Consider the following 24,197-nt stretch of genomic DNA (forward strand, 5'->3'; position numbering starts at 1 on the left):
GTGACCAGCAAAGAGCCGCCGGCCCTACTGTTCCCGGAGAGATGCGATGCACCTGATCGTAGGGCTCGGCAATCCCGGCGCCGAATATGCCGCTCACCGGCACAATATCGGCTTTCTGGCCGTCGACGAGATCGCCCGCCAGCACAGTTTCCCACCTTTTCGCCAGAAATTTTCCGCCCTTATCTCCGAAGGCGTGATCGATGGCGAAAAGATCATGCTGATCAAGCCCCAGACCTTCATGAACCGCTCGGGCGACTCGGTTGCGCAGGCCGCGAGTTTTTACAAGCTCACCCCCTCCGACATCTCGGTTGTCCATGACGAACTCGACCTCGCCCCCGGCAAGGTCCGCGTCAAGACCGGTGGCGGCAATGGCGGCCACAACGGACTGCGCTCCATCGAAAGCCATCTGGGCAAGGATTTCGTCCGCATCCGCCTGGGCATCGGCCATCCCGGTCACAAGGACCGTGTGCATTCCCACGTGCTCTCCAACTTCCACAAGGCCGATAACGAATGGCTCGAACCCCTGCTCGACGCGCTTGCCAAAAATGCCGCTTTGATTGCCAAGGGTGACGCGGCGGGGCTGATGAACAAGCTTGCGCTCGCCCTTCCTACCGCATCGAAGTCCGAAGCGGATAAGTCCGCGCCCAAGGCCCAAAGCCATGTCCGGCAGGCCCGCCAATCGGCTCCCCAGAGCAAACTCCCCGAATCCGGCCCCATGGCCGACATGCTCAAAAAGCTGTTCGGGAAGAAGAACTGAGGCCGCGACGGTTAGGGCTTCACTCCCGCTCAAGCCCCCGACACAGATGTGTGCGGCAGAGTCAATTGGAGACCGGTCGACGGATCGCCGCCAGCGCCCCTCCTCGCTCCTCTGCCCCGCCGCTCCCCCGGCTTCCCGCTCCATCGCCGCCGCTCTTTCCTCTCCCTCGCTTCCCCGGCGAAAGCCGGGGTCCATGTGTCTCTCCTCTCGCACCGGAACATGGGCAAGGCTGCTGGGTCCCGGATCAAGTCCGGGACAGCGAAGGGTGTCGGGTCATGCTCTCGGCTCCATCACCAGACATTCACCCACCCCATCGTCATCCTCGGGCTTGACCCGGGGATCTGCTGCATCGGGCAGCCGGTGAAGGGGTTGAGGAGCCGTGAGACGCGAGGGGTCGCCACTTCTGCGCTGCACAACAGCAGCGTTGCGGATCCCCGGGTCAAGCCCGAGGATGACGATGGAGAGGGGGAGGTGCCGGCGAGCAAGCCTCACCCTCCCTCGCTTCCCCGGCGAAGGCCGGGGCCCATGTGCCTCTCTTAACGCACCGGAGCATGGGCAAGGCTGCTGGGTCCCGGATCATGTCCAAGATAGCAATGGGGCTTGGGCCACCTTCTCGGCTCCATCACCCCACTCGCCCCACCCCCATCGTCATCCTCGGGCTTGACCCGGGGATCCGCTGCATCGGGACGCCGGTGAAGGGGTTGGGAAACAATGAAGCGCGACGGATCTCCACTTCTGCTGCGCGCGCGGACCCAGCGCAGATCCCCGGGTCAAGCCCGAGGATGACGCGGGTGAAGGTGGAAATGCCGTGCAAAAAACTTTATCCCCGCTCCCTTACCCCCGTGCCATTGTTCCCGCACGGCCGCACCAGAGACGAGGATGCATACGAGCTTCCGGTGAGGGCGGGATTGGAGAAGGGGGAGCATGGGTCCGAGCCTTAGGACCGCATCGGCCCTCGGGCACTTCGATCCCATCCGACAGGCCGATCCGGGTTCCTTGCGGGTCGCCGCAGGGAAGGCCCAAAGCGGACAGATGGCCGGGCGAGGAGTGGTATCCACGTCGTACTCCCGAAAGGGAGAGGGGCACCGACGGGAGGTTGGCAGGGAAAGTGGGCACCGGTTTCCCGGTTCGCCAACCGACCCACTAAAAAAAGCCAATATCCCGGACGACAAACCCCAGCCCGAGACGCCGCCATAAGCCAAAAATCCCGGATGCGTGGGGCGATGATCGCTTCATATAAAAACTAAATCATGCGGAGCGTTCATCGCCCCATGCCGTCTACTTCGATCCGTCCTTCGGCCAATCGTGCCGGTGGGACGATTGGAGGTGAGAAGGCCATGAGAGCCAAGCTCGAATGGCAATCAGAAACCGAGGCGATATCGCCGTCGGAGGGTTTGGCATGTCCGGCTTCTCTTGACTTCTCCCCGCTCCTGCACGAGTTAAGGCCCAACGATTTTTCGAGCGCGTTTCGCGCCATTTCCGAGGTTCCATCATGGGTTTCAAATGCGGCATCGTCGGTCTGCCCAATGTCGGCAAATCGACGCTTTTCAACGCCCTCACCCAGACTGCGGCGGCCCAGGCCGCCAATTTTCCATTCTGCACCATCGAGCCCAATGTCGGCGAGGTTTCGGTGCCCGATGAACGGCTCGACAAGCTGGCCGAGATCGGCAAATCGAAAGAAGTGATCCCCACGCGGCTCTCGTTCGTGGACATCGCCGGGCTGGTCAAGGGCGCATCCAAGGGCGAAGGGCTGGGCAATCAGTTTCTCGCCAATATCCGCGAATGCGACGCCATCGCTTATGTGCTGCGCTGCTTTGAAAACGACGATATCGTCCATGTTGCCGGCAAGGTCGACCCTATCGCCGATGCCGAAGTGGTCGAGACCGAACTGATGCTGGCCGACCTCGAAAGCCTCGAAAAGCGCATCGGGGGCCTGGAAAAGAAAATCCGCGCCAACGACAAGGACGCCAAGCTGACCCTTGACCTGGTCAACCGCGCCAAGGCGCTGCTCGAAGAGGGCAAGCCCGCCCGCCACACCGAGCGCGCGCCCGACGAGGAAAAGGCGTTCAGGGAACTCCAGCTCCTCACCGCAAAGCCGGTACTCTATGTCTGCAATGTCGATGAATCCGCCGCCGCGACCGGCAATGAGCACACCAGGAAGGTCGAGGACTACGCCAAAGGCCACGAGGCCCGCACGGTGATCATCTGCGCCGAGATCGAGGCCGAGCTGGCCGGGCTCGACGCCGCCGACCGCTCCGATTACCTGTCCTCGCTCGGGCTGGAAGAGCCGGGCCTCAACAAGCTGATCCGCGAGGGCTACAAACTCTTGCACCTGCAGACCTATTTCACTGTCGGCCCCAAGGAAGCCCGCGCATGGACCATTCCCGTCGGCACCAAGGCGCCGCAGGCCGCCGGCGTCATCCACACCGATTTCGAGCGCGGCTTCATCCGCGCCCAGACCATCGCGTATGACGATTTCGTCGCGCTGGGCGGGGAAGTCGCCGCCAAGGAAGCGGGCAAGGCCCGTGACGAAGGCAAGGAATATGTCGTCAAGGATGGCGACGTGATGCTCTTCAAGTTCAACACTTGAAAATGGGGTGCCCGCAGCGCCCGTTCCCTACCCATCCAATAATAGCCGGCGGCGCGCCGTAAGGTAGGCGCGCACCGCCGGATCTGCCGTAAGCCCCATGGCCACGCCATAGGCTTCAAGCGCGGTCTTCCGGTCACCCGCATCGGCAGCCAGGCGTGCCAGTCCTGCCCAATAGGGCTGATAGGATGCCATGCGCCGATCCTGCCCCAGTTGGACGATCTCGGCGAGCACCTCCGCCGCCCCTTCGGTCTGGCTGCGGGCCAGCGCCCTGTTGAGTTGGACGACGGGCGAGGGCAGCAAGGCAAACAGCAGGTCATAGAGCGAGCCGATCGCCGCCCAGTCGGTTTTTCCACTGCTGCGCCGGGCGCAATGGACCGACTGGATAGCGGCTTCGATCTGGTAGCGCCCACTCGGCCCGTCCTGATTGGCCGCATGCAGCAGAGCCTCGGCCGCATCGATCGCACGATGGTCCCAACGCGATACATCCTGTTCGGCGAGCGGAACATATCGGCCCTCGGGGTCGCGCTGCGCATTCATTCGCGCGCTCAGATACAAAAGCAATGCCAAGAGCCCCCTCGCCTCGGGGTCGGACGGGACCCGAGCCACGACGCATTGCGCAAGCCAGATCGCCTCCTCCGCCCGCTTTCGGCTGTCGCGCCCGACCCAATCGCTGGTGAACGCCGCATAGATTGCATCGAGCAGCGCCGGCAGGCGGTCGGCAAGGCTGTCGGGCTCGGGCTCTTCGAATTTGAGGCCCAGCTCCCCGATCCGCGCCTTGGCTCTCACCAGGCGCTGCGCCATTGTCGCAGGGGACACCAGATAAGCCGCCCCGATCTCTCCGGCCGTGAGCCCCAACAGAACCTGAAGCATCAAGGGCGTGCGCATCGCCGGCTCGATCCCTGCATCGGTGCAGGCCAGCATCAGGGCCAGCCGCCGATCCGGAAAGGCCGTCCCCGCGCCTGTCGCGCCATTCTCGAGTTCGCTCGCAATCATTGCCAGATGTTCCTCTCCAGCCTCGGCGGTGACGCGGCGGCGCACCGCATCGACCTGCCTGCGACGGGCCACCGCCACCAGCCAGGCTTCGGGATTGGCCGGAACACCCTGTTCCGGCCATTGCTGCAATGCCGCCGCCAGCGCTTCACCCAGCGCATCCTCGGCACCGGGAATGTCCCTGGTGCGCGCCGCAAGCAGGGCCAGCAGCCGTCCGTAGCTTTCGCGAGCCACGCGCTCTGCCGCCTGCAGTGCCGGGTTCGTCGGCCTCAATATTCGCTCCGGTCGCGGATGCGCCGAACCTCTATTGTTCCCCAGAACGCCGCCGGACACCGCGCCGCCCATTGGCGCGCTTCATCCTCATTGGCCGCTTCGATGATGAAATAGCCGCCGAACTGCTCGCGGGATTCCACAAACGGACCATCCTGGACCTGCGTCTCCCCATCGCGAACCGAAACCAGCGACCCTTTGGCGGCAAAATCGAGGGCTTCGGTGGCAATGAACGCCCCGGCTTTTTCAAGCGCCTGGGCATAGGCTCCCATCTGGTCCATGGCGGCCTTCATCTGCTCGGGCGGAATGGCCGCGCCGGCAACCTCGTCAGCGTGAAGTATGAGCATGTAACGCATAAAATTGGTCCTTTCGACTTTGAAGGCACATCATCGTGCACCCAGATGTCGTCCGGCAAACCGCGCAATCGACATTGCATGGACAAAAAAATCCACTGCAACAGGGGCGGCTGGAACGATAGCAGTTTGCTGCCGTTGCACCCAATCAACCCCGGAGGATCGGACATGAATGGCTACGCTCGCTTCTTTGCCATGATCGTCACCTCGACGCTGGTGATGTTCGGGCTGATGTACCTCAACACCTACGCCCTCGATCACATCTTTTTCAGTGAAACCCGCGCCTATATGGCCCTGCTGATGGGCGCCACCATGGCGGTGGTAATGCTCAGCTTCATGCTGGGCATGTACAGGAACACCGCGCTCAATATCGGCATCTACTTCGTTGCCATCACGGTGTTTGCGGGCTCGCTCTACCTGGTGCGCTCACAGGCCACCGTCGACGAGGTATCCTGGATGCGCGCGATGATCCCGCACCACTCCATCGCCATTCTCACCAGCGAAAACGCAAACCTTTCCGATCCCCGCGTTCTCGATCTCGCCAACCGCATAATTGAAGCCCAGCGCAGCGAGATCGATGAGATGAAAGCTCTGATCGCGGAACTGGAGTGAACGAAATGACATCACCCCATAAAGCGGTAATCGATGCGCTGCTCGATAAATACGGGCGGACCTATTGCGACGAACTCGATATCCCCATAGCCGACAACACGGCCTCCCCGCTCTCTCGCTGGCTTTGCGCCTCGATCCTGTTCAGCGCCCGTATCGGCGCAGCCCAGGCGCTCGATGCTGCCGCCGCCCTCGCCGATGCGGGCTGGACGACGCCGGAAAAGCTGAAAGACGCGACATGGAAAGAACGTGTCGAGGTGCTCAACAAAAACGGCTACGCCCGCTATGATGAAAGCACATCGCGCATGCTGGGCGATACCGCCGAACACCTTATCGAAACCTATGATGGCGATCTGCGCACTTTGCGCGACAAGGCCGACGGGGACCAAGCGCGGATGCGAACGGCACTCAAGGTGTTCAAGGGACTTGGCGACGTCGGGGTCGATATCTTCTTTCGCGAGGTGCAGACCGTCTGGGGTGAACTCTATCCCTTCGCCGACAAAAAGAGCCTCGATGCCGCCAAAGAACTTGGATTGCCCCACACGGCACAGGGGCTGGCAAAACACGTGGACAGGCGGGACTATCCACGTCTCGTAACCTCCCTGGTCCGCACCAGCCTCGACAAATCCTTCGACGAGATCAGGAAAACGCGCTGACCGCCCGACAAGTGTTTCCTGCCACGGCGAATCGATTATCGTGCTCTGCCCGGTGCGCCAGGAGAGGAAAATGCGATTCGATCTGGCGCTTGTCTCTCCGCCGCTCAAATCCATTATGGGCAAATATCTGCGGTCGGCACGGGGCATTCTGGCCCTGGTGGTCCTGCTGACGGTCCTCGGCACGTTGACAACCATCGCCGCGCCCTTCGTCTTCTCCCGCCTGATCGACCGGCTTGATCCTGCCAATTTCGCCCAGCCGCTTGTCTGGGGATTCATGGGCTATGCGGCTTTGATGGGCGCCGCATTCATGATCCAGAGGATGTCGAGCTTTCTGACCTTCATGACGTCGGAGAGCCTGAACTTCGTCACCTCGACAGCATTTTTCGAGCGCATCGCCGGAAAGGCGTCCGGATTTTTTCTCGATCACAACCCGGTCGAAATCGAAACCGCCCAGCATCGCGGGCTCGAAGCGCTCAATATCGTGGTCCAATTCAGCCTCGCCGCCCTGTTGCCCGGCGGGCTGCAGGTGATCTTGAGCCTTGTGATGCTCGGCACCGTGCTCAGCCCCGATATCGCTTTGATCGTCGTGGCTTATGGCATCGCCTATATCGCATTGGTGGCGCGGGCGACCCGGAAAACCCGCTCCCATCTCGACGAGGCGATTGAACACTCACAGGCCAGTTCGCGTTTTATCGGCAATGCCATTTCCAGCATGGACACCCTGCGCCAGTTCAGTTCCGCGCGCTGGATGATCGGCCAGTTCACGACCCGCCAGCACTCGGCCCACCAGGCCTGGCGGCGCTATGCGATGACCCATGTGCGCTATGCCCTGCTGTTCGGGCTGGCGCTGGCGGTCCAGTTCGCGCTGACGCTGTGGCTGCTCGTGCCCCGGGTCGCCCAATCTAGCCTCTCGGTTGGCGATCTTGTGCTGTTCAATTCCCTGCTGCTGCAACTGAACATGCCTTTTCAGATGATGGGGCAGGCCATCCAGCAGATGGCGCAGTCCTATTCCAAGTTCCTGCCCTTCGCCCGCATGTGGCAGGCCCAGGCCCATGACGATTTCGAACGCGCCGGCGACTTCGCCCTCGCCGAGGGAATGGTGACCTTTGCCGATGTCGGCTATCTCTACCCCAACGGCCGCGGGGTTGAAGGCGCGAGCTTTGTCGCCCGCCGCGGCACGATCACCTATATCACCGGCGATACGGGCTCGGGCAAATCGACACTGTTCAAGCTGCTGCTCAAATCCATGAACGCACAGTCGGGTACGATCACAGTCGATGGCGTCCCGATCGACGCCGTCTCTCGGGCCGACTGGTTCGCCCATGTCGCCGCCGTGCCACAGGACGTGGCATTGCTCAACGACACGCTGGCCACCAACATCGTGCTCGGTCGTCCCTACGATGAGACCCGCCTGCGCCGGGCGGCCGAGCGCGCCTCGGTTCTGGCCTTCATCGACGGCCTCGCTGAGGGGTTTGAAACGGTGGTGGGCGAACGCGGGCTCAAGCTTTCGGGCGGCGAACGTCAGCGCATCGCCATCGCCCGCGCACTCTATGCCGATCCCGCCATCGTGCTTCTCGATGAGGCGAGTTCCGCCCTCGACGCCGACACGGAAAAGGACATCATGGACCAGTTGCGGCGCATCTGCGATCAGGTGACCATCATCGCCATCACCCACCGGCTCAGCGTTATCGCGCCCGGCGACACGGTGGTCCGCATTGCGCCAGCCAATGGGCCCTGATGCCCCCTTGCCTCCCGTTCCTCCATGGGGCACAATCGATGTTGACGTTTAGGACAACCAAGTGACCAATCCGATAACCAAAGATCGGCGCCATTTCGAGGACCTGACGGTCGGCGAAACCATACCTTTGGGCCCGCTCAAGGTCTCTAAGGCCGACATCATCGAATTTGCCACCGAGTTCGATCCCTTCCCCTTTCACCTCGACGAAAAGGCGGCAAAGGAAAGCCTGCTCGGTGGATTGGCGGCGAGCGGCTGGCAGACCGGTGCGCTCTCGTTGCGCATGCTGGTCGATGCGTTCCTTTCCAAGATCGCCTCGATGGGTGGGCTGGGCTTTACCGACCTCAAATGGAAACGCCCCCTGATGAAGGACGATACGCTGTCCGGCACCGCGACGATCACCTCGCTGCGCCGGTCGGTAAGCCATGCCAATATGGGCATCGTCACCATCGGCTTTGACATGCGCAACCAGAAGAACCAGCAGGTGATGACCCTCAACCTCACCAATCTCGTCGAAGTGCGCGATCCTTCCGCTGCAGGGGGTGTTCAATGACCCGATGGTTCGAAGACGTTCAGATCGATCTCCCGTTCGACCTGGGCAGTCACACCTTCACCGCCGAAGAGATTATTCGCTTCGGAAAGCTGTACGACCCGCAATATTTTCACGTCGATGCCGATGCCGCAGCCCTGTCCCATTTCGGCGGGCTTGTCGCCTCGGGCTGGCACACGGTCAGCGTCGGGCACCGCCTGATGGTCGACCGTTTGGAGGCCGAACAGGACGTGGTACGTGCCGAAGGCGGCGAACCCGGCGTCTCGGGGCCGTCACCCGGCGTCAATCGTATGGATTTCAAGGCCCCCGTTCGTCCCGGAGATACCGTGCGCTATACGCTGACGGTCACAGGAAAGCGGCCGTCAAATTCCATCCCCGGCTGGGGCCTGCTGTTCAATCTGATCGAGGCGCATAACCAGGACGGCGAACTCGTCTATTCGATCGATCTTGTGGGGTTTTCCAAGCGGCGTGATTACACGATGCCATTGAAATTGCGGGCCATGATAACCCTGGCCAGGGTGCCCGGGCTCAAAAGCCTGGTGCGCAGATGACCCCGCTCGAGCGCCTTGCCATTGTTCTCGCCGGGCTGCTCGGTGCATCCGGAATTGCCGCGGCGGCCGCTTCCTCCCACGCCGGGGCCGCTCTGCTCGGCCCCTATTCGCTGATCGCGCTGACCCACGCGCCAGCCATTCTCGCCCTGGCGCTGGTCCCACTGCCGCGCATATTCAATTTGGCCCTGATCGGCCTGATGATTGGCGCAGGGCTATTCTGCGCCGATCTGGCACTGCGCTATTTCGCCGGCGCATCGCCGCTGCCTCTGCTCGCCCCCCTCGGCGGCATGACACTGATCGCGGGCTGGCTGCTGGTGCTGTTGGGGGGCGTTTTCGGACGACGCAACTGACAGGATGAGAATACATTTCAATGGCCTGGTGTGGACGATGCCACGAGCGCATTCCCCGGCGCTGCGGTTCACCGTTTCGTGCCCAGCATAGTCCTTGCCGGTCTCTGTGCAGAAGCGGCTTTCGTCGGTGTAGAGCGTTGAGGGGCCGACCGATCAGCCGGCCCGCCTTTCCTCCCAAACGGCCCCGATCCGCGGGAGGTTGGTTTCGATCCAGTCGGCCAGCCCGCTCACCTTTTCGGCAGCCTCGCGTCCCAGCGGCGTGAGGCTGTATTCGACATGGGGCGGGACGACCGGATAGGCGTGCCGGTCCACCATCCCGTCCTCTTCGAGCCATTGCAGCGTCTGGGCAAGCATGCGCTCGCTGACGCCGCCGACTTTGCGCCGCAACGCGCTGAACCTGTGGGTTCCCTGCAAAAGCGCGATCAGCACCAGAACGCCCCACCGGCTGGTGAGATGTTTGAGCACCTCGCGGGATGGGCACGCTTCGGAAAACAGTTGTCCCCGTTCCATGGCATGCGCCAGAGGGCCCTTGGCGTGCGGAGTATCCTTCGTGGCCATCTTGATACTTACCTTTGCGTGCGTACTTACTTTTCGTAAGTTAAGTCTTTATGTCGGTCTGCGCAACATGACAAAACAGGAGTCGATCGCATGTACGCAGTTACCGGAGCCACCGGCCAGCTTGGCCGTCTCGTTATCGCAGCGCTCAAGGAAAAGGGCTTGGGCGACCAGACAATCGCGCTGGTGCGCGATCTCTCCAAGGGAGCCGACCTGGGCATTTCCACGCGCCTTTTCGATTACGACGAGCCCGAAACCCTCGAGCCCGCCCTTGAAGGCGTCGAAAAACTGTTGCTGATCTCGGGCAGCGAGGTGGGCAGGCGCGTGCCCCAGCACAAAGCCGTGATTGACGCCGCCGTCCGCGCCGGGGTGAACAACATAATCTATACGAGCCTGCTGCACGCCGACACGTCCGAGATTGTTCTGGCGCCCGAACACCGCGAGACCGAAGCAGCTATCAAGGCATCCGGCATTAAGTACACAATCCTGCGCAATTCCTGGTACACCGAGAATTACACGGGCAATCTCGGCGCAGCACTCGCCAATGGCGCCATCATCGGGTCAGCCGGCGACGGCAAGCTCAATACCGCCAATCGCGGCGATCTGGCTCAGGCGGCCGCCAATGTCCTGGTCTCCGATGGCCATGCGGACAAGATCTACGAGTTGGGCAATGATCGGGCCTATACGCTGGCGGAACTGGCCGCCGAGGTTTCGCGCCAGTCGGGTAAGCCGGTCGTCTATACCGACCTGCCCAAGGCCGAATATGCGAAAATTCTCCAAGGCATCGGGCTACCGGCGCCCCTAGCGGAGATGCTGGCGGATAGCGATGCGAAAGCGGGAGCGGGTGCCTTTGCCGACGATAGCGGGACACTGGGAAAGTTGCTCGGCCGCCCGACCCAGACGTTGGAACAGGCCGTCGCCGAAGCGCTCAAATAACGGTGCTGGAGAGCGGCCAAAGGGCCGCTCTCAATGGCCCTCGAATGTCATCAGCGCTTCGACGGCAACGCCATGGGCCCGCAATTTCTCGGCACCGCCGATGTCCGGAAGATCGATCACGAATCCGGTGTGTTCGACCTTGGCCCCCGTGCGCCGCAGCAGGGAGACCGCGGCGATAGCGGTTCCGCCGGTGGCGATCAGATCGTCGATCAGCAATACGTTATCATCGCCATCGACGGCGTCGGCATGGATTTCGATGGTGTCCACTCCATATTCCAGCGCGTAGTTCTGGCCGATCGTTTCACCGGGCAGTTTGCCGGCCTTGCGCACCGGAACGAACCCGACGCCGAGCGCAATGGCGACGCCGGCGCCAAAGATAAAGCCCCGCGCCTCGATGCCCGCGACCTTGGTGATGTCCTTTCCCCGATGTGCTGCGGCCAATCGCTCACAGCTTTCGCTGAAGCCCGCCGAATCTTCGATCAGCGATGTGATGTCGCGAAAGATGATCCCGGGCTTGGGATAGTCGGGAATCGAGCGCACGAGCGCCTTGAGGTCGGTGAACATGAAACAGAGCTCCGAAAAATGAGGTCGATACGAACCGGCTGATGCGCGGCGTTGCCGGTGCGGGGGAAAATGCCGGGCTAGAAATAGCGGTTGGGTGGGACGACCCTTGCCGTCAGTTCCCCCGCCTTGCGCGCCGCGCGCTTGGTCGCCTCATAGGCGGCCCGCTTGCGTTCCTCGGAAACAAGATTGGGAGCGGCCTTGATAGCCGAGCGGACCATGGGATTGCGGCTGGCCGCCAGAGCCAGAAAGGCTGCCGTCTTGGCTACCCGAAAAACCGACATCGTCTTCCTCCAATCGATCCCGATCGCGATTGCAGCGTCACCAGCGTTACAATGAAGAATTTGATCTTACCGAACAAGGGCGAAATTTGCCGCAACAAAAAGGGCCCCGCAGGGCCCTTTTCACTCACTTTAGTGGGCATCGCGCCAGATGCGGCGCTTGACCAGATACATCAGGACCGACAGCGCGACGAGGAACAAGATCACCAAAAAACCCGTCGATTTGCGCGAGACCATGTGCGGATCGGCAGTCCATTGCAGGAAGGCGGCAACGTCCAATGAATACTGCTCGAGTGTCTCGGGCGTCGCCTCGTCGGCATAGGACACGATGCCATCGGAAAGCGGCGGCCCCATCGCGATGAAATGGCCCGAGAAATACTCGTTGTAATGCAGCCCCGGCGCCACTTCGACACCTTCGGGTGCTTCCTCGTAGCTGGTGAGCAGATTGTAGATGTAATCCGCGCCGGCTTCCTGATAGGCGGTGAAATAATTGAAGACCCACCAGGGGAAATCCATATGGATGCCCCGTGCCTTGGCCATCAGCGAAAGATCGGGCGGCGCCTTGCCACCATTGGCCTCGGCCGCGATCTGCTCGCTGGGGAAGGGATTGGGCCACCGGTCGGCCGGCACGCCTTCACGCTCGCCGCCCTCTGCCATCTCATCGGCGACGGTGTATTCGGCAGCAAGGGCGCGAACCTGGTCTTCGCTGTATTCGGGCCCACCTTCCTCGTGCAGATTGCGGAAGGAGATGTACTCCAGGCCGTGGCAGCTCGAACAGACTTCGCGATAGACCTGGAAGCCACGGCGAAGCTGGTTCTGGTCGTACGTGCCGAAAATGCCGGCAAAGCTCCAGTCCTGCTGGTCGGTATGGGGGTATTCTTCGGCTGCCTGCACCATGGCGCCCCCAAGGGCCACCGCAGCAAAGGCAAATACGCCAAGGATCGTCTTCTTAAGCATTGTAATTGTCCTTCGCGCCTTGTCAGCCATTCGCCTTGCCGAGCACGCTTTCCGAAATGCTGGCCGGAAGCGGCGCGGGCTTTTCGATACGTCCCAGGATCGGGAGAATGATGAGGAAGTAGCCGAAATAATAGGCCGTGCAGATCTTGGCCAGCAGCACGTAAATGCCTTCCGCCGACTGCGCGCCCAGATAGGCAAGCGCAATGAAGTTGATCACGAACAGCCAATAGAACGGACGGAACAGCGGGCGGAACGAACCCGAGCGCACCTTGGACGTATCGAGCCAGGGCAGGGCAAACAGGATCAGCAGCGAGCCACCCATGGCGATGACACCACCGAGCTTGGAGTCGATGAACAGCACGTTGAAGTCGATGGCGCGCAGCATCGTATAGAACGGCAGCAGGTACCATTCGGGCACGATATGGGTCGGCGTGACCTGCGGGTTGCCGGGAATGTAGTTGTCGGCGTGCCCGAGGATATCGGGCGCAAAGAACACGAACCAGGCGAACGGAATGAGGAACACAACGACCGCGAAGAGATCCTTCATTGTGATGTAGGGATGGAAAGGCAGCGTATCGCGGCTTTCCTTCACTTCAACGCCGGTCGGGTTGTTGTTGCCCGGAACGTGCAGCGCCCAGATGTGGAGCACGACGACGGCGGCGATGATGAAGGGGATGAGGTAGTGGAGCGAGAAGAAGCGGTTGAGCGTGGGATTGGCCACCGAGAACCCGCCGAGAAGCAGGGTCTGGATCGCTTCGCCGACCAGCGGAATGGCCGAGAAGATACCGGTGATGACCGTGGCACCCCAAAGGCTCATCTGACCCCAGGGCAGAACGTAGCCCATGAAAGCGGTCGCCATCAAAAGGATAAACAGGATCACGCCCAGCATCCAGATGACCTCGCGCGGGGCCTTGTAAGAACCGTAATAAAGGCCACGGAAGATATGGACATAGACGGCGGCAAAGAACATCGAAGCGCCCACGGCATGGGTACCCTGGATGATGCGGCCGAAATTGACGTCACGGCGAATGTGCTCGACCGAGGCAAAGGCCAGGTCCACATGCGGCGTGTAGTGCATCACCAGAATGACGCCGGTGACGATCTGGATGACCAGCATGAAGGTAAGGATCGCGCCGAAGGTCCACCAGTAATTGAGGTTTTTCGGCGTCGGATAGTCCATCAGATGTTCTTTTGAGAACCTGATGATGGGAAGGCGGTCGTCGAGCCAGCGCTCGATTCCGGTGCCCGGCGTATAATTGCCAGCGTGATTGGCCATGCCCTCTACTCCCCTTAACCGATCTGCACGACAGTGTCGGACACGAACTCATAGGGCGGCACGACGAGGTTCCTCGGCGCCGGCCCGCGACGGATGCGGCCCGCAGTATCGTAGTGCGACCCGTGGCAGGGGCAGAACCAGCCGTCGTAATCGCCCGATTCTCCAACCGGCACGCAGCCCAGATGGGTGCAGTTGGCGACCATGATGAGCCATTCCTCGTGCCCCTCGAGCACCCGCTCTTCGTCGGTCTGGGGATCCTTGAGTTCGGAAAGCGGCACGGCCCGCGCCTCTTCGATTTCGGCCGGAGTGCGGTGCCGGACAAAGACCGGAAGCCCGCGCCACATGATGGTCACCGACGACCCCTCGGCCACCGGAGCAACGTCGAAGCGGATCGAGGCCAGGGCCAGAACCGAGGCATCGGGGTTCAATTGATTGATAAGCGGCCAGGCGGCTCCCGCCACCCCGACTGCACCGACCGCACCGGTCGCGATGTAAAGAAAATCGCGTCGTGTCGCTTTTGTTTCGCTCGCTGTCGCCAAAGCTCTAGATCCCCAAAAGGCCTGCACAAACTTGTTCTGATATCCGCCGGACGCCGCTAATTCTCACACATGGGTACGCGAGTCGCGTCCGCCGCCGCCAGGCGGTGCGGATTTTTGGCCCCTTTTTGCACTGTCTCATGGACTTGTCCAGCCTTGCCAATGGTGACTTGATCGATCTGCGACACTATACCCACCAAACTTTAGCCAACCCCTTGCCACGGTCCTGCCATTGCCCATCGCCCTAGCGCTCTACCAGCCCGATATTGCCCTCAACACCGGAACGCTGCTGCGGCTTGGCGCATGTCTGGGCGTGCCGGTCCATATCATCCACCCAACCGGATTTCCCTTCTCGCGTGGCGCGCTCAAGCGCTCGGGAATGGATTATCTCGATCATGTCGAGATGATCGAACACGACAGCTATGCCCGGTTCGACCATTGGCGCCGCCAGGCGGGGGCAAGGCTTGTTCTGCTGACCACAAAGGCCAGCGCCCCGCATCATCGTGCCGTTTATGGCACCAATGACATTCTCATGGTCGGACGCGAAAGCGCGGGCGTTCCGTCCGAGATAGCCGATCAAGCCGATATGAGGGTTCGCATACCGATGCAACCGACAGCCCGCTCGCTCAACGTCGCCCTTTCGGCCGCCATCGTTCTGGGAGAGGCGCTGCGTCAGACCGGCGGCTTCGAGAGGTCGCCCGGCTCACCCGCGGCAGGCTGACGCATTTGATCCCGGTCAACCCATCCCGGCCCGTTCTGAAGCATGGTCGCGCTCGCTCCAACGTGATAGGGACCCGGCACAGACCATGAATATGCAGATGTTTACAGCAATGCCCCTACCCGACGACATAGAAAACAAGAAGGCTCGCGCCAGCGCCTGGTTCAAATCGGTCCGCGACGATTTGTGCGCCGCAATCGAAACCCTCGAGGATGAGCTGAGCGGACCGCAAGCCGATCTGCCCCCGGGCCGGTTCGAACGCGAAGCCTGGGATCGTCCGGCCGGCGGGGGCGGTGAAATGTCGATCATCAAAGGCCGGGTCTTTGAGAAGATGGGCGTTCACATCTCGACGGTGTTTGGAGAATTCTCGCCCGAATTTGCCAAGCAAATTCCAGGCACCGAAGACAGCCCTCATTTCTGGGCTTCCGGCATTTCCGTGATTGGCCATCCCTGGAACCCCAACGTCCCCGCCGTTCACATGAACACCCGCATGGTGGTGACCTCGAACTGGTGGTTCGGTGGCGGCGGCGACCTGACGCCCGTACTCGATGCGCGCCGGACCCAGACAGATCCCGACAGCATCGATTTTCATGCGGCAATGAAAGCGGCCTGCGAGCCTCATGCGCAGGTCGATTACCAGCGCTACAAGGACTGGTGCGACGAGTATTTCTTCCTCGCCCACCGCAACGAGCCACGCGGAATCGGCGGCATTTTCTACGATCGCCACAACAGCGGCGACTGGGACGCCGATTTTGCCTTTACCCAGGACGTTGGCCGCCGCTTCGTTGAGATTTACCCCGAACTGGTCCGCCGCAATTTCAATACGCAATGGACCGAGGAGCAGCGCGAGGAACAACTTGTCCGGCGCGGGCGGTACGTCGAGTTCAACCTGCTCTATGACAGAGGCACCACGTTCGGGCTCAAGACCGGCGGCAATGTGAGATCAATTCTCTCCTCCATGCCTCCTGCTGTGCGCTGGCCCTGAGGGAACCACACGCCTTCCCGATCGTTTCCCTAAGCTAGACTTCGTGCAACCCGAAAGGATACGGAGGATCAATCATGAAACGATTTGACGGTGGATCGCTGATACCGGGCGCAACCTGGCACGCGACGGCCGAAAGCGAGGCCGAAGTGGTTCGCAAAGCTGTCGAAAAGCTCAGGGCCGAACATGGCGAAACCGAGGTGCGCCCGGACATGGTCGAGCGGATCAAGGAGCGCATTTTCGACGTTCCCACGCGCCACTGATTTTCAGGCGGACCGCACAAGCGCCAGCAGCGACTTTCGGTCCAGCGAAAATCCTGAATCGATCCAGAGGCTTTCGAGCCTTCGCAGTTCGGCCCCCAACGCGGGGCCGGGCTCGTGCCCGACCGCCACCAGGTCGGAACCCGACAGCGGAAACGTGTCGGGATTTATGGCCTTGATGGCATCCAGGCGGGCAGCAAGCCAACTTTCCGAAGCATCTGTGATCGCGGCAGCGACGGCAAGTCCCGCCTCCCGTTCCTCGCGATATCGATAGGCCAGCTCGGCCAATTTATCTCCACGTGCAAGCTCCGCCGCAGCCACAAGCCGCCCGATACGGCCCATGACGGCATTGGAAAGGCGCCACCCGGCCTTGAGCGAACCAATCGCGGCGCCCGAAACGCCCATCAATGCGATGCGCATTTCGGCATCGACCCGGACCGGAAAGGTCTCGAGCCGAGCCAGCCCGGCCAGACCGGGCGACGACACGATCTCGGACGGCAACACGCCAATGGCGTTCATTTCCCCCAGGGCTGAGGCGCATCGCTCATGTGACAGCAGTCGCAACATCTCATGGCCCACCCGCTCGGCTGAAAGGGCGCCATTGCCGCCTGCCGCGCGCCTGCAGGCGGCAATGGCGATCGGATCGAACTGCTGATTGCCGTGGCTGACCACGAATCTGAAATAGCGATAGACGCGCAGCCGGTCCTCGGCAATGCGCGCATCGGGGTCGCCGATGAACCGGACACGACCGGCAAGGCAATCGTCCAGCCCATCGAGCGGATCGAACACTTCGCCATCCGGGCCGCAATAGAGCGCATTCATGGTAAAATCGCGCCGTCTTGCGTCTTCGATCCAGTCCGTTCCAAACGAGACCTTTGCCTTGCGCCCGAAGGTCTCCACATCCCGGCGCAGGGTTGTGACTTCCGCAATGCGCCCGTTGTGAACCAGCGTGATGGTCCCGTGGTCCACGCCCGTCGGATGGACATTCATGCCTGCCGCCCTGGCGCGTTGGGCCACCTGGTCGGGCAAGAGTTCGCTGGCCATGTCGATGTCGGACTGGCGGTTCGCAATGCCGACAAGCGTATCCCTCACGATGCCGCCAACTGCCCGTGTCCGGCCCTCGGCGCCATCAAGGCAAGCGAAAAACGGGCGCGCCGCTTCGAGCCAGGGCGCGTGCCTGAGCCGTTCGAGCGCGGTATCACGATCCATTGCTTGGCCCCGTCAGAACGCTGTCGCGAAAGCGTCTGGTGAGATTGGCTGTTATGCCCCAGATCCTGTGGCCGTTATGGTCGATCTGCCAGCTCTGCCGCTCCTTTCCGCGAAAGACCGCGCGAAAAGTGCTGTAGCTGTTCTCATCGATAAGCGTTTCGAGTGGCACCTCGAACACATCGTCCACTTCACCCGGGTTGGGCACGAAGGGCGCGCGGGGATCGACGATGGCAACCACCGGCGTGATGAAATAATTCGTACCGGTGTAATAATAGGGCATATAGCCCAGCACATCGGCATCATCGCGATGCAGCGCCACTTCCTCATTGGCCTCGCGCAAGGCGGCATAGGCAGCGTCCTGATCCTCGGGATCGATCCGCCCGCCGGGGAATGCCACCTGGCCAGAATGCTTACGCAGGGCCGTCGCCCGCTCGGTGTAGAGCACATTGTAGCCCATGCCGCGCTTGACCAGCGCAATCAGCACCGCCGCCGGAACCGGCACCGCATTGCCAAGATCGCTGATGACGAAATCGGCAACCAGATCGGCGGCATCGGGCATGGGCTCGGCTGCCGGCAGCAGCCGGGTCACGATCTCCCTGATATCACTCTCGCTTGCCATTTCGACTTTCGGTAATGACCCTAAACCCAGGGCAAAACATCCCCGGCCAATGTCTCCGCCATATGCGGATCGGGAGAGTGGACCAGCACGCGCGTCGGATCAACGGGGCCGGGGAAGGTGATGGCGCTCGGCGCCGTGCGAACAAAGCCCAGCGGACTGTAATAGGCGAAATCGCCGACCAGCAGGACAAATGCGATTCCCTCGCGCTCCAGCGCCAGGTCGCAGACATGCCGGACCAGGGCACGCCCCGCCCCCTGCTTTCTGAACTCGGGATCGGTCATCAGCGGCCCGAGCAGATAACCGTTGATACCGCCGACGCTGATCGGGGTCATGCGAACGCTGGCCGCGCGCTCTCCCTTGATCTCGGCGATATAGGAAAATTCGGGATCGACGGCGATCCGCTCGCGCACCCGGAAGGCGGCGCGGGCAAAACGTCCAGGACCGAAGGAAACTTCGTGCAGCGCCTCGATCCAGGCATCATCGTCCGGCGTTTCGAGACGGATGGACAGGGCGGCAGGCGTAGGGACAGTGGCAGCCGGGAGCGGCGAGAGAGCGGTCATTGTGAGCAATATCCAGATCGATCAAGGCAATACGACGACAGTCGCGCACAGGGGCGCGTCCTAAAGTCGTCGAATGTCTCGCTCGATACCGAACATCATGAGCCGGGCTCCACAAATTCGCCGAAAGCGGATTTAGCACCCCCGATACCTTCGGTCCATCGAAATCGAAGACGAACACGGTGTTCGGCGATATCCGTCTAATAATCGAGAACAATCGGGCTAGATATGCCGTTATCGAGCAGATGATGAACGAAAAGGAGACAAGCGATGGGTCAGTTGATCGACGGCAAATGGTCGACCCGGTGGTACGATACCAAATCGACAGGCGGAAAGTTCAAGCGCTCGGAATCGGCCTTCCGCAACTGGGTCACGGCCGATGGCGCCGCCGGCCCGACTGGCCAAGACGGGTTCAAGGCCGAAAGCGGCCGATATCACCTCTATGTCTCCTATGCCTGCCCATGGGCCCACCGGACGCTGATCTTCCGCGCCCTCAAGGGGCTCGAGGATCATATTTCGGTCTCTGTCGTGTCGCCCAAGATGCCCGATGAAACCGGCTGGGCGTTTACCGGTGAATTGGGCTCCGATACCGACACGCTCAACGGCGCGGACTATCTCTGGCAGGTCTATACCAAGGCAGTGCCCGACTATACCGGCCGCGTGACCGTACCGGTCCTCTGGGACAAGCACCGCCAGACCATCGTGTCCAACGAAAGCGCGGACATCATCCGGATGTTCAATACTGCTTTCAACGGGATCACCGGCAACACACTCGATTTCTATCCTCGCGACAAGCGCGACGAGATCGACCGCATCAACGACCGGGTTTACAACGAAATCAACAACGGCGTTTACAAGGCCGGCTTTGCAACCACCCAGGAAGCATACACCGAAGCAGTAACCGCCCTGTTTGGCGCACTGGATTGGGTCGAGGGAATTTTGTCTCAGCAGCCGTTCCTGACCGGCTCGACCCCGACCGAGGCCGACTGGCGGCTGGTCACCACACTAATGCGGTTCGACGCGGTCTATGTCGGGCATTTCAAATGCAACATCCGCCGCATTGCCGACTACCCTCATTTGTCGAAATATCTCAAGGCCCTGTGTGAGTGGCCCGGTGTCGCGGCGACGGTTCATATCGACCATATCAAGACCCATTATTACTGGAGCCACACAACCATCAACCCCACCCGCATCGTGCCTGAAGGGCCGGTGCTCGATTTCCTCGATTGAGGCAACAGCTACCAGTTCGGCGAGGGTGTTCTGCCCTCGCCGATTTCTGCCAGCCGTCGTGCGGCACCCGGCGCCATGGGTTGAGGGAGATCGCCCAGCGCGAACCATCCGATCTCGACGATTTCGCGATTGGGCTCGAACGCCCTGGCTTGGTGGGCGGATTGGCCGACATAGAGTGCGACATGGTCGCGATTGGTGTAGCCCGTCGCGTGGTAAAGCCCGAAAAGCCGCATGTCGCCATCGACCACATAGCCGGTTTCCTCGAGCACTTCGCGGCGGGCGGCGGCCTCGGCGGTCTCGCCCGGATCGACGCCGCCGCCCGGCATCTGCCAGCCCGCGACATAGCCGTGGCGCACCAGAAGAACTCTGCCATCCACGATCACCGCCGCCCGAGCGCCGAGGGTCAGGTGCTTGTAGATACCGCGGGCGCGCAACAGCGCGCCGAATTTGAACCGTTCCCAGCCTCTGGCCATGATCACTCCTACCGGCCAACCCATGACAAATTGTGGCAAAGGCGGCAATCGGCCATTTTCTTGCCTTAGCCGCCATGCCAATAGTGCGCTCGATGATTACCCTTGCCCATATTTCCGACGTCCATCTCGCACCGCTCCCTCTCATTACACCTCGTGAGTTGGCATCCAAGCGCCTGACGGGCTGGCTAAACTGGCAGCTCGAGCGTGGCAGCGATATGCGTCCCGAAACGTTGATGGCGCTGCTCGACCACATGCGCGCCCACGACCCGGACATGATCTGTGTCACCGGCGATATGGTCAACCTCGCGCTCGACGAGGAAATCGCCCGGGCGGCCCATTGGTTCACCGAACTGGGCGCCCCCGGCAAGGTCTGCGCCATCCCCGGCAATCACGACGCCTATGTGCCGGGAGCGCTGGACAAGGCGCTCGATACCTATGGCGGTTACATGCGGGGCGAGGCGCTGGACGACAACCCGTTCCCTTATGTCCGGCGTCTCGACATGGTCGCACTGATCGGCGTTTCCAGCGCGATAGCGACACCACCATTCTTCGCGGCCGGCAAGGTTGGAGCCGATCAGCTCGCACGGCTGCGCAAGCTGCTGACGCTGCTTGGCGAAGCGGGATACTTCCGGATCGTGATGATCCACCATCCGCCCCATGCCGAGTTCGCCGACTCCCGGCGCCTCGGATTGTGGGACGGAAGCGATTTCCGGGCCGTGCTGAAACAAGCCGGTGCCGAAGTCATTCTCCATGGGCACACCCATCTTTCATCGGTCAATGCCATCTCGGGCCCGACCCAGGAAATTCCGGTGATCGGCGTGGCCGCGGCCTCGGCGGCGCCCGAGGGCCACGACGCTCCGGGCCGCTATAATCTTTTCCGTATCGAGAAAGTCGGGACTGAATGGTCCTGCGCCATGCGCGAATATGGCTATCAGCGCATCGGCGACGAGATCGCATTGCGGCTGCAAATGCGCATATATTAAAGAGCAAGTGATTCAGCGCGCCATCTCGAACGGCGCAAGGCGAGAGCGTGAGCCAGATTTCTTTCATCATCGATGCACCGGCCTTCGACCCCTCAACGGGCGAGGCGAAGTTTTTCTATCGGCTGGCCAGGCACACCTTGGTCGAAACGCTGAGATTTCCCGTCGAAGGACTGGAGGCAGCAAGGGCAGAGACCGCAGCATTCGCCACCTTGCTCGATCTCTCGGCCGCTGTGCTTGGGGTGAGCTATTTCAAGCTGCTCGCGCCTTTTGAAATCGATGCGACCGCACTCGCGCTTTCAAAGGCGCAGCGTGCCTTTTTGCTCGATGTCTACGAGAATGGGCTGGGCGAATTTTACGCCCGCAACGACCTCAAGCGCTTCGGGCGCCTGACAATTTCCGTAGGCGCACCGCGCGAAGACGATGTTCCGCCCACCCTCCCGGACCGCGCGCTGGTCTTGATCGGCGGCGGCAAGGATTCGCTTGTCAGCGTGCAATTGCTCGAAAGTGCCGGAGCACAGATGAGCCTGTTTGCGGTCAATCCCAAGGGCCCCATCCTCTCCTCCGCCGAACGCTCCGGCCTGCCCTTGCTGACCGTCGAGCGCGTTCTCGATCCCGAAATGATCGCGCTGGGTCAGAAACCGGGCTATTACAACGGACACGTGCCCTCGACCGCCATCAACTCGATGATCGCGGCCCTGGCGGGTCTTTTGTACGGCTATGGAAATATCGTCCTCTCCAACGAACGCTCGGCCAGTGAAGGAAATGTCGAGTTCGACGGGCGGCAGGCCAATCACCAATATTCCAAATCGATCGATTTCGAGCGCGCCATCCGCGACGTGCTCTCGACGGCCACATCGGGCGCTCTGGGCTATTTTTCCTTGCTCCGCCCCTATTCCGAGGCCCGCATCGCAGCGCTGTTCGCTCGATCGAACCGCTACGATGACGTGTTTTCGAGCTGCAACCGCAATTTCCGCCTTGCGGGCCATGACGGCCCGCTCTGGTGCGGCAAATGCCCCAAATGCCATTTCGTCTTCCTGATCTTTGGGCCGCATATGAGCAAGGAACGTCTCACAAAAATCTTCGGCCAGAATGTCCTCGACAATCCCGACAATATCGACCCCTATCGCGAGTTGACGGGCCTTTCGGGACACAAGCCCTGGGAATGCGTGGGCGAAATCCTCGAAGCAGCAGCGTGTCTGTGGCGCATCGCCGATAACCCCGACTGGCGCGACAGCGCCGTGGTCAAGGCGCTCAAGCCAGACCTCGAAGCGTTTTACGGCCCGGCGCGCCTACACTCGGCCTATGAGGAGTTCATGACCGACAGCACCGACCACCTGATTCCCGAACACATCGAAAGCGCGGTTGCACCCTATGCACATTGAAGGCCCGGTTCTTCTTTACGGCGCTGGCCGCGAGGCCCGTTCCACGGCGGCATTCCTGCGCCGCACCTATCCCGACCTTGAGTTGTTCGTCACTACCGATGACGGTGTGGCCGAACTCGAGGGCGCCAGCTTCATTCCGCCCGATAAGGCAAACGAGGTTTCGCGCTTCGGCACCATCGTCAAAAGCCCCGGCGTGTCGCTCTATAAGCCGATCTTCGAGGTGGCGCGGGCCGCCGGTGTGCCGATAACCTCGAACCTCAATATCTGGGGCGCTCATTTTCGCGAGGGCCGCACGGTGGTCGCGATTTCGGGCACCAAGGGCAAATCGACCACGGCAACGCTGGTTCATCTGATGCTGGAAAAATCCGGGGTCGATGTGGTGCTGGCCGGCAATGTGGGTATCCCGCCGCTGGACGCCGCCGGCAGCGCGCAGACCGTGGTGCTCGAACTCTCCTCCTACCAGACCGCCGATATCGATTTCGCCCCCGACATCGCGGCGATCTCCAACCTCTATCCCGAGCATGTCGATTGGCACGGCGGGCTCGATGCCTATTACCGCGACAAGCTCAACCTGATCGCCAAGGGTCCCAAAATGGTGGCCATCGGCCCGCAGGCCGCCACGGTCGAGCGCGTCATCAGCACAATTCCCGCCACGACCAGACGCATCCCGCCGCTCGACATCGAGCTTGCCGACGAAATCCTGATGGCGGCGATGAATTCGCGGCTCAAAGGCGCCCATAATCACGACAATGCGAGGCTGGCCGCTGCCATCGCGCTCGCTGCCGGCGCCACGAGGGAAGGAATATTTGCGGGCATCGAGGCCTTCATTCCCCTTCCCCATCGGCTCGAGGAAGTGATGGTCGGCGACATTCTTTTCGTCGACGATTCGATTTCCACGACCCCTGAAGCAACCAAGGTGGCGCTCGCTGCCTACAAGGGCAAAAAGATTGCCCTGATCGCCGGCGGCCATGAGCGCCAGCAGGATTATACCGATCTCGCTAATCTGATGGGCCTGACCAGTGTCGTGATGCTGTGCTCGCTGCCGGTCACCGGCACGCGGCTCGCCCAGGCCGTGCGCGACAACACCCCGATCCCCATCGCCGAGTGCTCGACGCTGGATGAGGCCATGCAAGCGCTGGCCAGCGCCGGCCACATCTTCGATACCGTCATCCTCTCGCCGGGCGCGCCGAGTTACAACCAGTTCAAGAATTTCGAGGAGCGCGGCGACCGGTTCAAGGCCCTCGCCCGCCAGCATTTCGGCTGAGAAACCC

The 24,197-nt window shown here is 61.6% G+C and carries 28 protein-coding genes; 16 read left to right on the plus strand and 12 right to left on the minus strand.

Translation table 11 applies throughout. The annotated features are described in order from the left end of the window. Nucleotides 1–46 precede the first annotated feature (46 nt). Both pth and ychF read left to right on the plus strand, forming a co-directional pair. Nucleotides 47–757, plus strand: a complete 711-nt coding sequence (gene pth, locus KKY_RS10580; protein ID WP_014131338.1) for an aminoacyl-tRNA hydrolase — start codon at nt 47–49, stop codon at nt 755–757. A 1,492-nt stretch (nt 758–2,249) separates the two neighbouring features. Then, a complete protein-coding gene (gene ychF / locus KKY_RS10590) occupies nt 2,250–3,347 on the plus strand; it encodes a redox-regulated ATPase YchF (RefSeq protein WP_014131340.1) in 1,098 nt (365 codons plus the stop codon). 27 nt (nt 3,348–3,374) lie between these two features. Here ychF and KKY_RS10595 read toward each other — a convergent pair whose 3' ends face one another. Both KKY_RS10595 and KKY_RS10600 read right to left on the minus strand, forming a co-directional pair. Next, nucleotides 3,375–4,610, minus strand: a complete 1,236-nt coding sequence (locus KKY_RS10595; protein WP_244404005.1) for an RNA polymerase sigma factor — start codon at nt 4,608–4,610, stop codon at nt 3,375–3,377. Continuing rightward, complete coding sequence (locus KKY_RS10600) at nt 4,607–4,963, minus strand: YciI family protein (protein WP_014131342.1); 357 nt, start codon at nt 4,961–4,963, stop codon at nt 4,607–4,609. Before KKY_RS10600 ends, KKY_RS10595 begins: the two co-directional genes overlap by 4 nt. Before the next feature lie 165 nt (nt 4,964–5,128). Here KKY_RS10600 and KKY_RS10605 point away from each other — a divergent pair, with 165 nt between their 5' ends. The 6 genes from KKY_RS10605 to KKY_RS10630 all read left to right on the plus strand — a co-directional run bounded on the left by KKY_RS10605 (nt 5,129) and on the right by KKY_RS10630 (nt 9,411). Continuing rightward, nucleotides 5,129–5,572, plus strand: a complete 444-nt coding sequence (locus tag KKY_RS10605) for a DUF305 domain-containing protein (RefSeq protein ID WP_014131343.1) — start codon at nt 5,129–5,131, stop codon at nt 5,570–5,572. A gap of 5 nt (nt 5,573–5,577) precedes the next feature. Continuing rightward, the gene (locus tag KKY_RS10610) at nt 5,578–6,225 is read left to right on the plus strand and encodes a hypothetical protein (protein WP_041529336.1); all 648 of its coding nucleotides are present in this window, start codon (nt 5,578–5,580) and stop codon (nt 6,223–6,225) included. A 70-nt stretch (nt 6,226–6,295) separates the two neighbouring features. Beyond that, a complete protein-coding gene (locus tag KKY_RS10615) occupies nt 6,296–7,963 on the plus strand; it encodes an ABC transporter ATP-binding protein (RefSeq protein WP_014131345.1) in 1,668 nt (555 codons plus the stop codon). Nucleotides 7,964–8,024: 61 nt separating this feature from the next. Continuing rightward, the gene (locus tag KKY_RS10620) at nt 8,025–8,513 is read left to right on the plus strand and encodes a MaoC family dehydratase (protein ID WP_014131346.1); all 489 of its coding nucleotides are present in this window, start codon (nt 8,025–8,027) and stop codon (nt 8,511–8,513) included. Continuing rightward, a complete protein-coding gene (locus KKY_RS10625) occupies nt 8,510–9,061 on the plus strand; it encodes a MaoC/PaaZ C-terminal domain-containing protein (RefSeq protein WP_014131347.1) in 552 nt (183 codons plus the stop codon). The genes KKY_RS10620 and KKY_RS10625 overlap by 4 nt, the downstream gene beginning before the upstream one ends. After that, a complete protein-coding gene (locus tag KKY_RS10630; protein ID WP_014131348.1) occupies nt 9,058–9,411 on the plus strand; it encodes a DUF423 domain-containing protein in 354 nt (117 codons plus the stop codon). The genes KKY_RS10625 and KKY_RS10630 overlap by 4 nt, the downstream gene beginning before the upstream one ends. A gap of 153 nt (nt 9,412–9,564) precedes the next feature. On the opposite strand, the gene KKY_RS10635 is transcribed toward KKY_RS10630, so the two are convergent. After that, nucleotides 9,565–9,969: a winged helix-turn-helix transcriptional regulator gene (locus tag KKY_RS10635; protein WP_014131349.1), complete on the minus strand. Its 405-nt coding sequence runs from the start codon at nt 9,967–9,969 to the stop codon at nt 9,565–9,567. 90 nt (nt 9,970–10,059) lie between these two features. On the opposite strand from KKY_RS10635, the gene KKY_RS10640 reads away from it, so the two are divergent. After that, on the plus strand, nt 10,060–10,902 hold the full coding sequence (locus KKY_RS10640; RefSeq protein ID WP_014131350.1) for an SDR family oxidoreductase: 843 nt from the start codon (nt 10,060–10,062) through the stop codon (nt 10,900–10,902). Nucleotides 10,903–10,932: 30 nt separating this feature from the next. On the opposite strand, the gene KKY_RS10645 is transcribed toward KKY_RS10640, so the two are convergent. The 5 genes from KKY_RS10645 to petA form a co-directional block, all read right to left on the minus strand. Then, on the minus strand, nt 10,933–11,466 hold the full coding sequence (locus KKY_RS10645) for an adenine phosphoribosyltransferase (protein WP_014131351.1): 534 nt from the start codon (nt 11,464–11,466) through the stop codon (nt 10,933–10,935). 77 nt (nt 11,467–11,543) lie between these two features. Beyond that, a complete protein-coding gene (locus KKY_RS10650) occupies nt 11,544–11,747 on the minus strand; it encodes a hypothetical protein (RefSeq protein WP_014131352.1) in 204 nt (67 codons plus the stop codon). A 129-nt stretch (nt 11,748–11,876) separates the two neighbouring features. Next, nucleotides 11,877–12,701, minus strand: a complete 825-nt coding sequence (locus KKY_RS10655; RefSeq protein ID WP_014131353.1) for a cytochrome c1 — start codon at nt 12,699–12,701, stop codon at nt 11,877–11,879. A 22-nt stretch (nt 12,702–12,723) separates the two neighbouring features. Further along, entirely contained in the window at nt 12,724–13,977 is a 1,254-nt protein-coding gene (locus tag KKY_RS10660) for a cytochrome b (protein WP_014131354.1), read from the minus strand. Between the two features lie 14 nt (nt 13,978–13,991). Continuing rightward, nucleotides 13,992–14,516 (minus strand): ubiquinol-cytochrome c reductase iron-sulfur subunit, encoded by a 525-nt coding sequence (gene petA, locus KKY_RS10665; protein WP_014131355.1) that lies wholly within the window; start codon nt 14,514–14,516, stop codon nt 13,992–13,994. A 229-nt stretch (nt 14,517–14,745) separates the two neighbouring features. On the opposite strand from petA, the gene KKY_RS10670 reads away from it, so the two are divergent. The 3 genes from KKY_RS10670 to KKY_RS10680 all read left to right on the plus strand — a co-directional run bounded on the left by KKY_RS10670 (nt 14,746) and on the right by KKY_RS10680 (nt 16,476). Beyond that, nucleotides 14,746–15,234, plus strand: a complete 489-nt coding sequence (locus KKY_RS10670) for a tRNA (cytidine(34)-2'-O)-methyltransferase (RefSeq protein ID WP_014131356.1) — start codon at nt 14,746–14,748, stop codon at nt 15,232–15,234. A gap of 85 nt (nt 15,235–15,319) precedes the next feature. Then, on the plus strand, nt 15,320–16,216 hold the full coding sequence (gene hemF, locus KKY_RS10675) for an oxygen-dependent coproporphyrinogen oxidase (RefSeq protein WP_014131357.1): 897 nt from the start codon (nt 15,320–15,322) through the stop codon (nt 16,214–16,216). A gap of 74 nt (nt 16,217–16,290) precedes the next feature. Further along, entirely contained in the window at nt 16,291–16,476 is a 186-nt protein-coding gene (locus KKY_RS10680) for a DUF1059 domain-containing protein (protein WP_014131358.1), read from the plus strand. 3 nt (nt 16,477–16,479) lie between these two features. Here the strand turns inward: KKY_RS10680 and KKY_RS10685 are convergent, their stop codons facing one another. Genes KKY_RS10685 through KKY_RS10695 form a run of 3 tightly spaced genes read right to left on the minus strand, consistent with a single transcriptional unit; the run spans nt 16,480 to nt 18,861 of the window. Next, a complete protein-coding gene (locus tag KKY_RS10685; RefSeq protein ID WP_014131359.1) occupies nt 16,480–17,682 on the minus strand; it encodes a CCA tRNA nucleotidyltransferase in 1,203 nt (400 codons plus the stop codon). Beyond that, nucleotides 17,672–18,301: a CoA pyrophosphatase gene (locus KKY_RS10690; RefSeq protein ID WP_050811693.1), complete on the minus strand. Its 630-nt coding sequence runs from the start codon at nt 18,299–18,301 to the stop codon at nt 17,672–17,674. The genes KKY_RS10685 and KKY_RS10690 overlap by 11 nt, the downstream gene beginning before the upstream one ends. A 20-nt stretch (nt 18,302–18,321) precedes the next feature. Continuing rightward, nucleotides 18,322–18,861 (minus strand): GNAT family N-acetyltransferase, encoded by a 540-nt coding sequence (locus KKY_RS10695; RefSeq protein ID WP_014131361.1) that lies wholly within the window; start codon nt 18,859–18,861, stop codon nt 18,322–18,324. Between the two features lie 267 nt (nt 18,862–19,128). Between KKY_RS10695 and KKY_RS10700 the strand changes: the two genes are divergently transcribed. Further along, complete coding sequence (locus KKY_RS10700; RefSeq protein ID WP_014131362.1) at nt 19,129–20,088, plus strand: glutathione S-transferase family protein; 960 nt, start codon at nt 19,129–19,131, stop codon at nt 20,086–20,088. Between the two features lie 8 nt (nt 20,089–20,096). Here KKY_RS10700 and KKY_RS10705 read toward each other — a convergent pair whose 3' ends face one another. Beyond that, complete coding sequence (locus KKY_RS10705; RefSeq protein WP_014131363.1) at nt 20,097–20,561, minus strand: NUDIX domain-containing protein; 465 nt, start codon at nt 20,559–20,561, stop codon at nt 20,097–20,099. Nucleotides 20,562–20,593: 32 nt separating this feature from the next. Between KKY_RS10705 and KKY_RS10710 the strand changes: the two genes are divergently transcribed. The 3 genes from KKY_RS10710 to murD are packed head-to-tail and all read left to right on the plus strand — an operon-like array spanning nt 20,594 to nt 24,190. Further along, complete coding sequence (locus KKY_RS10710) at nt 20,594–21,544, plus strand: metallophosphoesterase family protein (protein ID WP_014131364.1); 951 nt, start codon at nt 20,594–20,596, stop codon at nt 21,542–21,544. Nucleotides 21,545–21,591: 47 nt separating this feature from the next. Continuing rightward, nucleotides 21,592–22,926 carry a MurL-like N-terminal domain-containing gene (locus tag KKY_RS10715; RefSeq protein ID WP_014131365.1) on the plus strand — a complete coding sequence of 445 codons (1,335 nt, stop codon included), beginning with the start codon at nt 21,592–21,594 and terminating at the stop codon, nt 22,924–22,926. Then, entirely contained in the window at nt 22,916–24,190 is a 1,275-nt protein-coding gene (gene murD, locus KKY_RS10720; protein WP_014131366.1) for a UDP-N-acetylmuramoyl-L-alanine--D-glutamate ligase, read from the plus strand. The genes KKY_RS10715 and murD overlap by 11 nt, the downstream gene beginning before the upstream one ends. Nucleotides 24,191–24,197: the final 7 nt, after the last annotated feature.

The sequence above is a fragment of the Pelagibacterium halotolerans B2 genome (assembly GCF_000230555.1).
GTDB lineage: Bacteria > Pseudomonadota > Alphaproteobacteria > Rhizobiales > Devosiaceae > Pelagibacterium > Pelagibacterium halotolerans.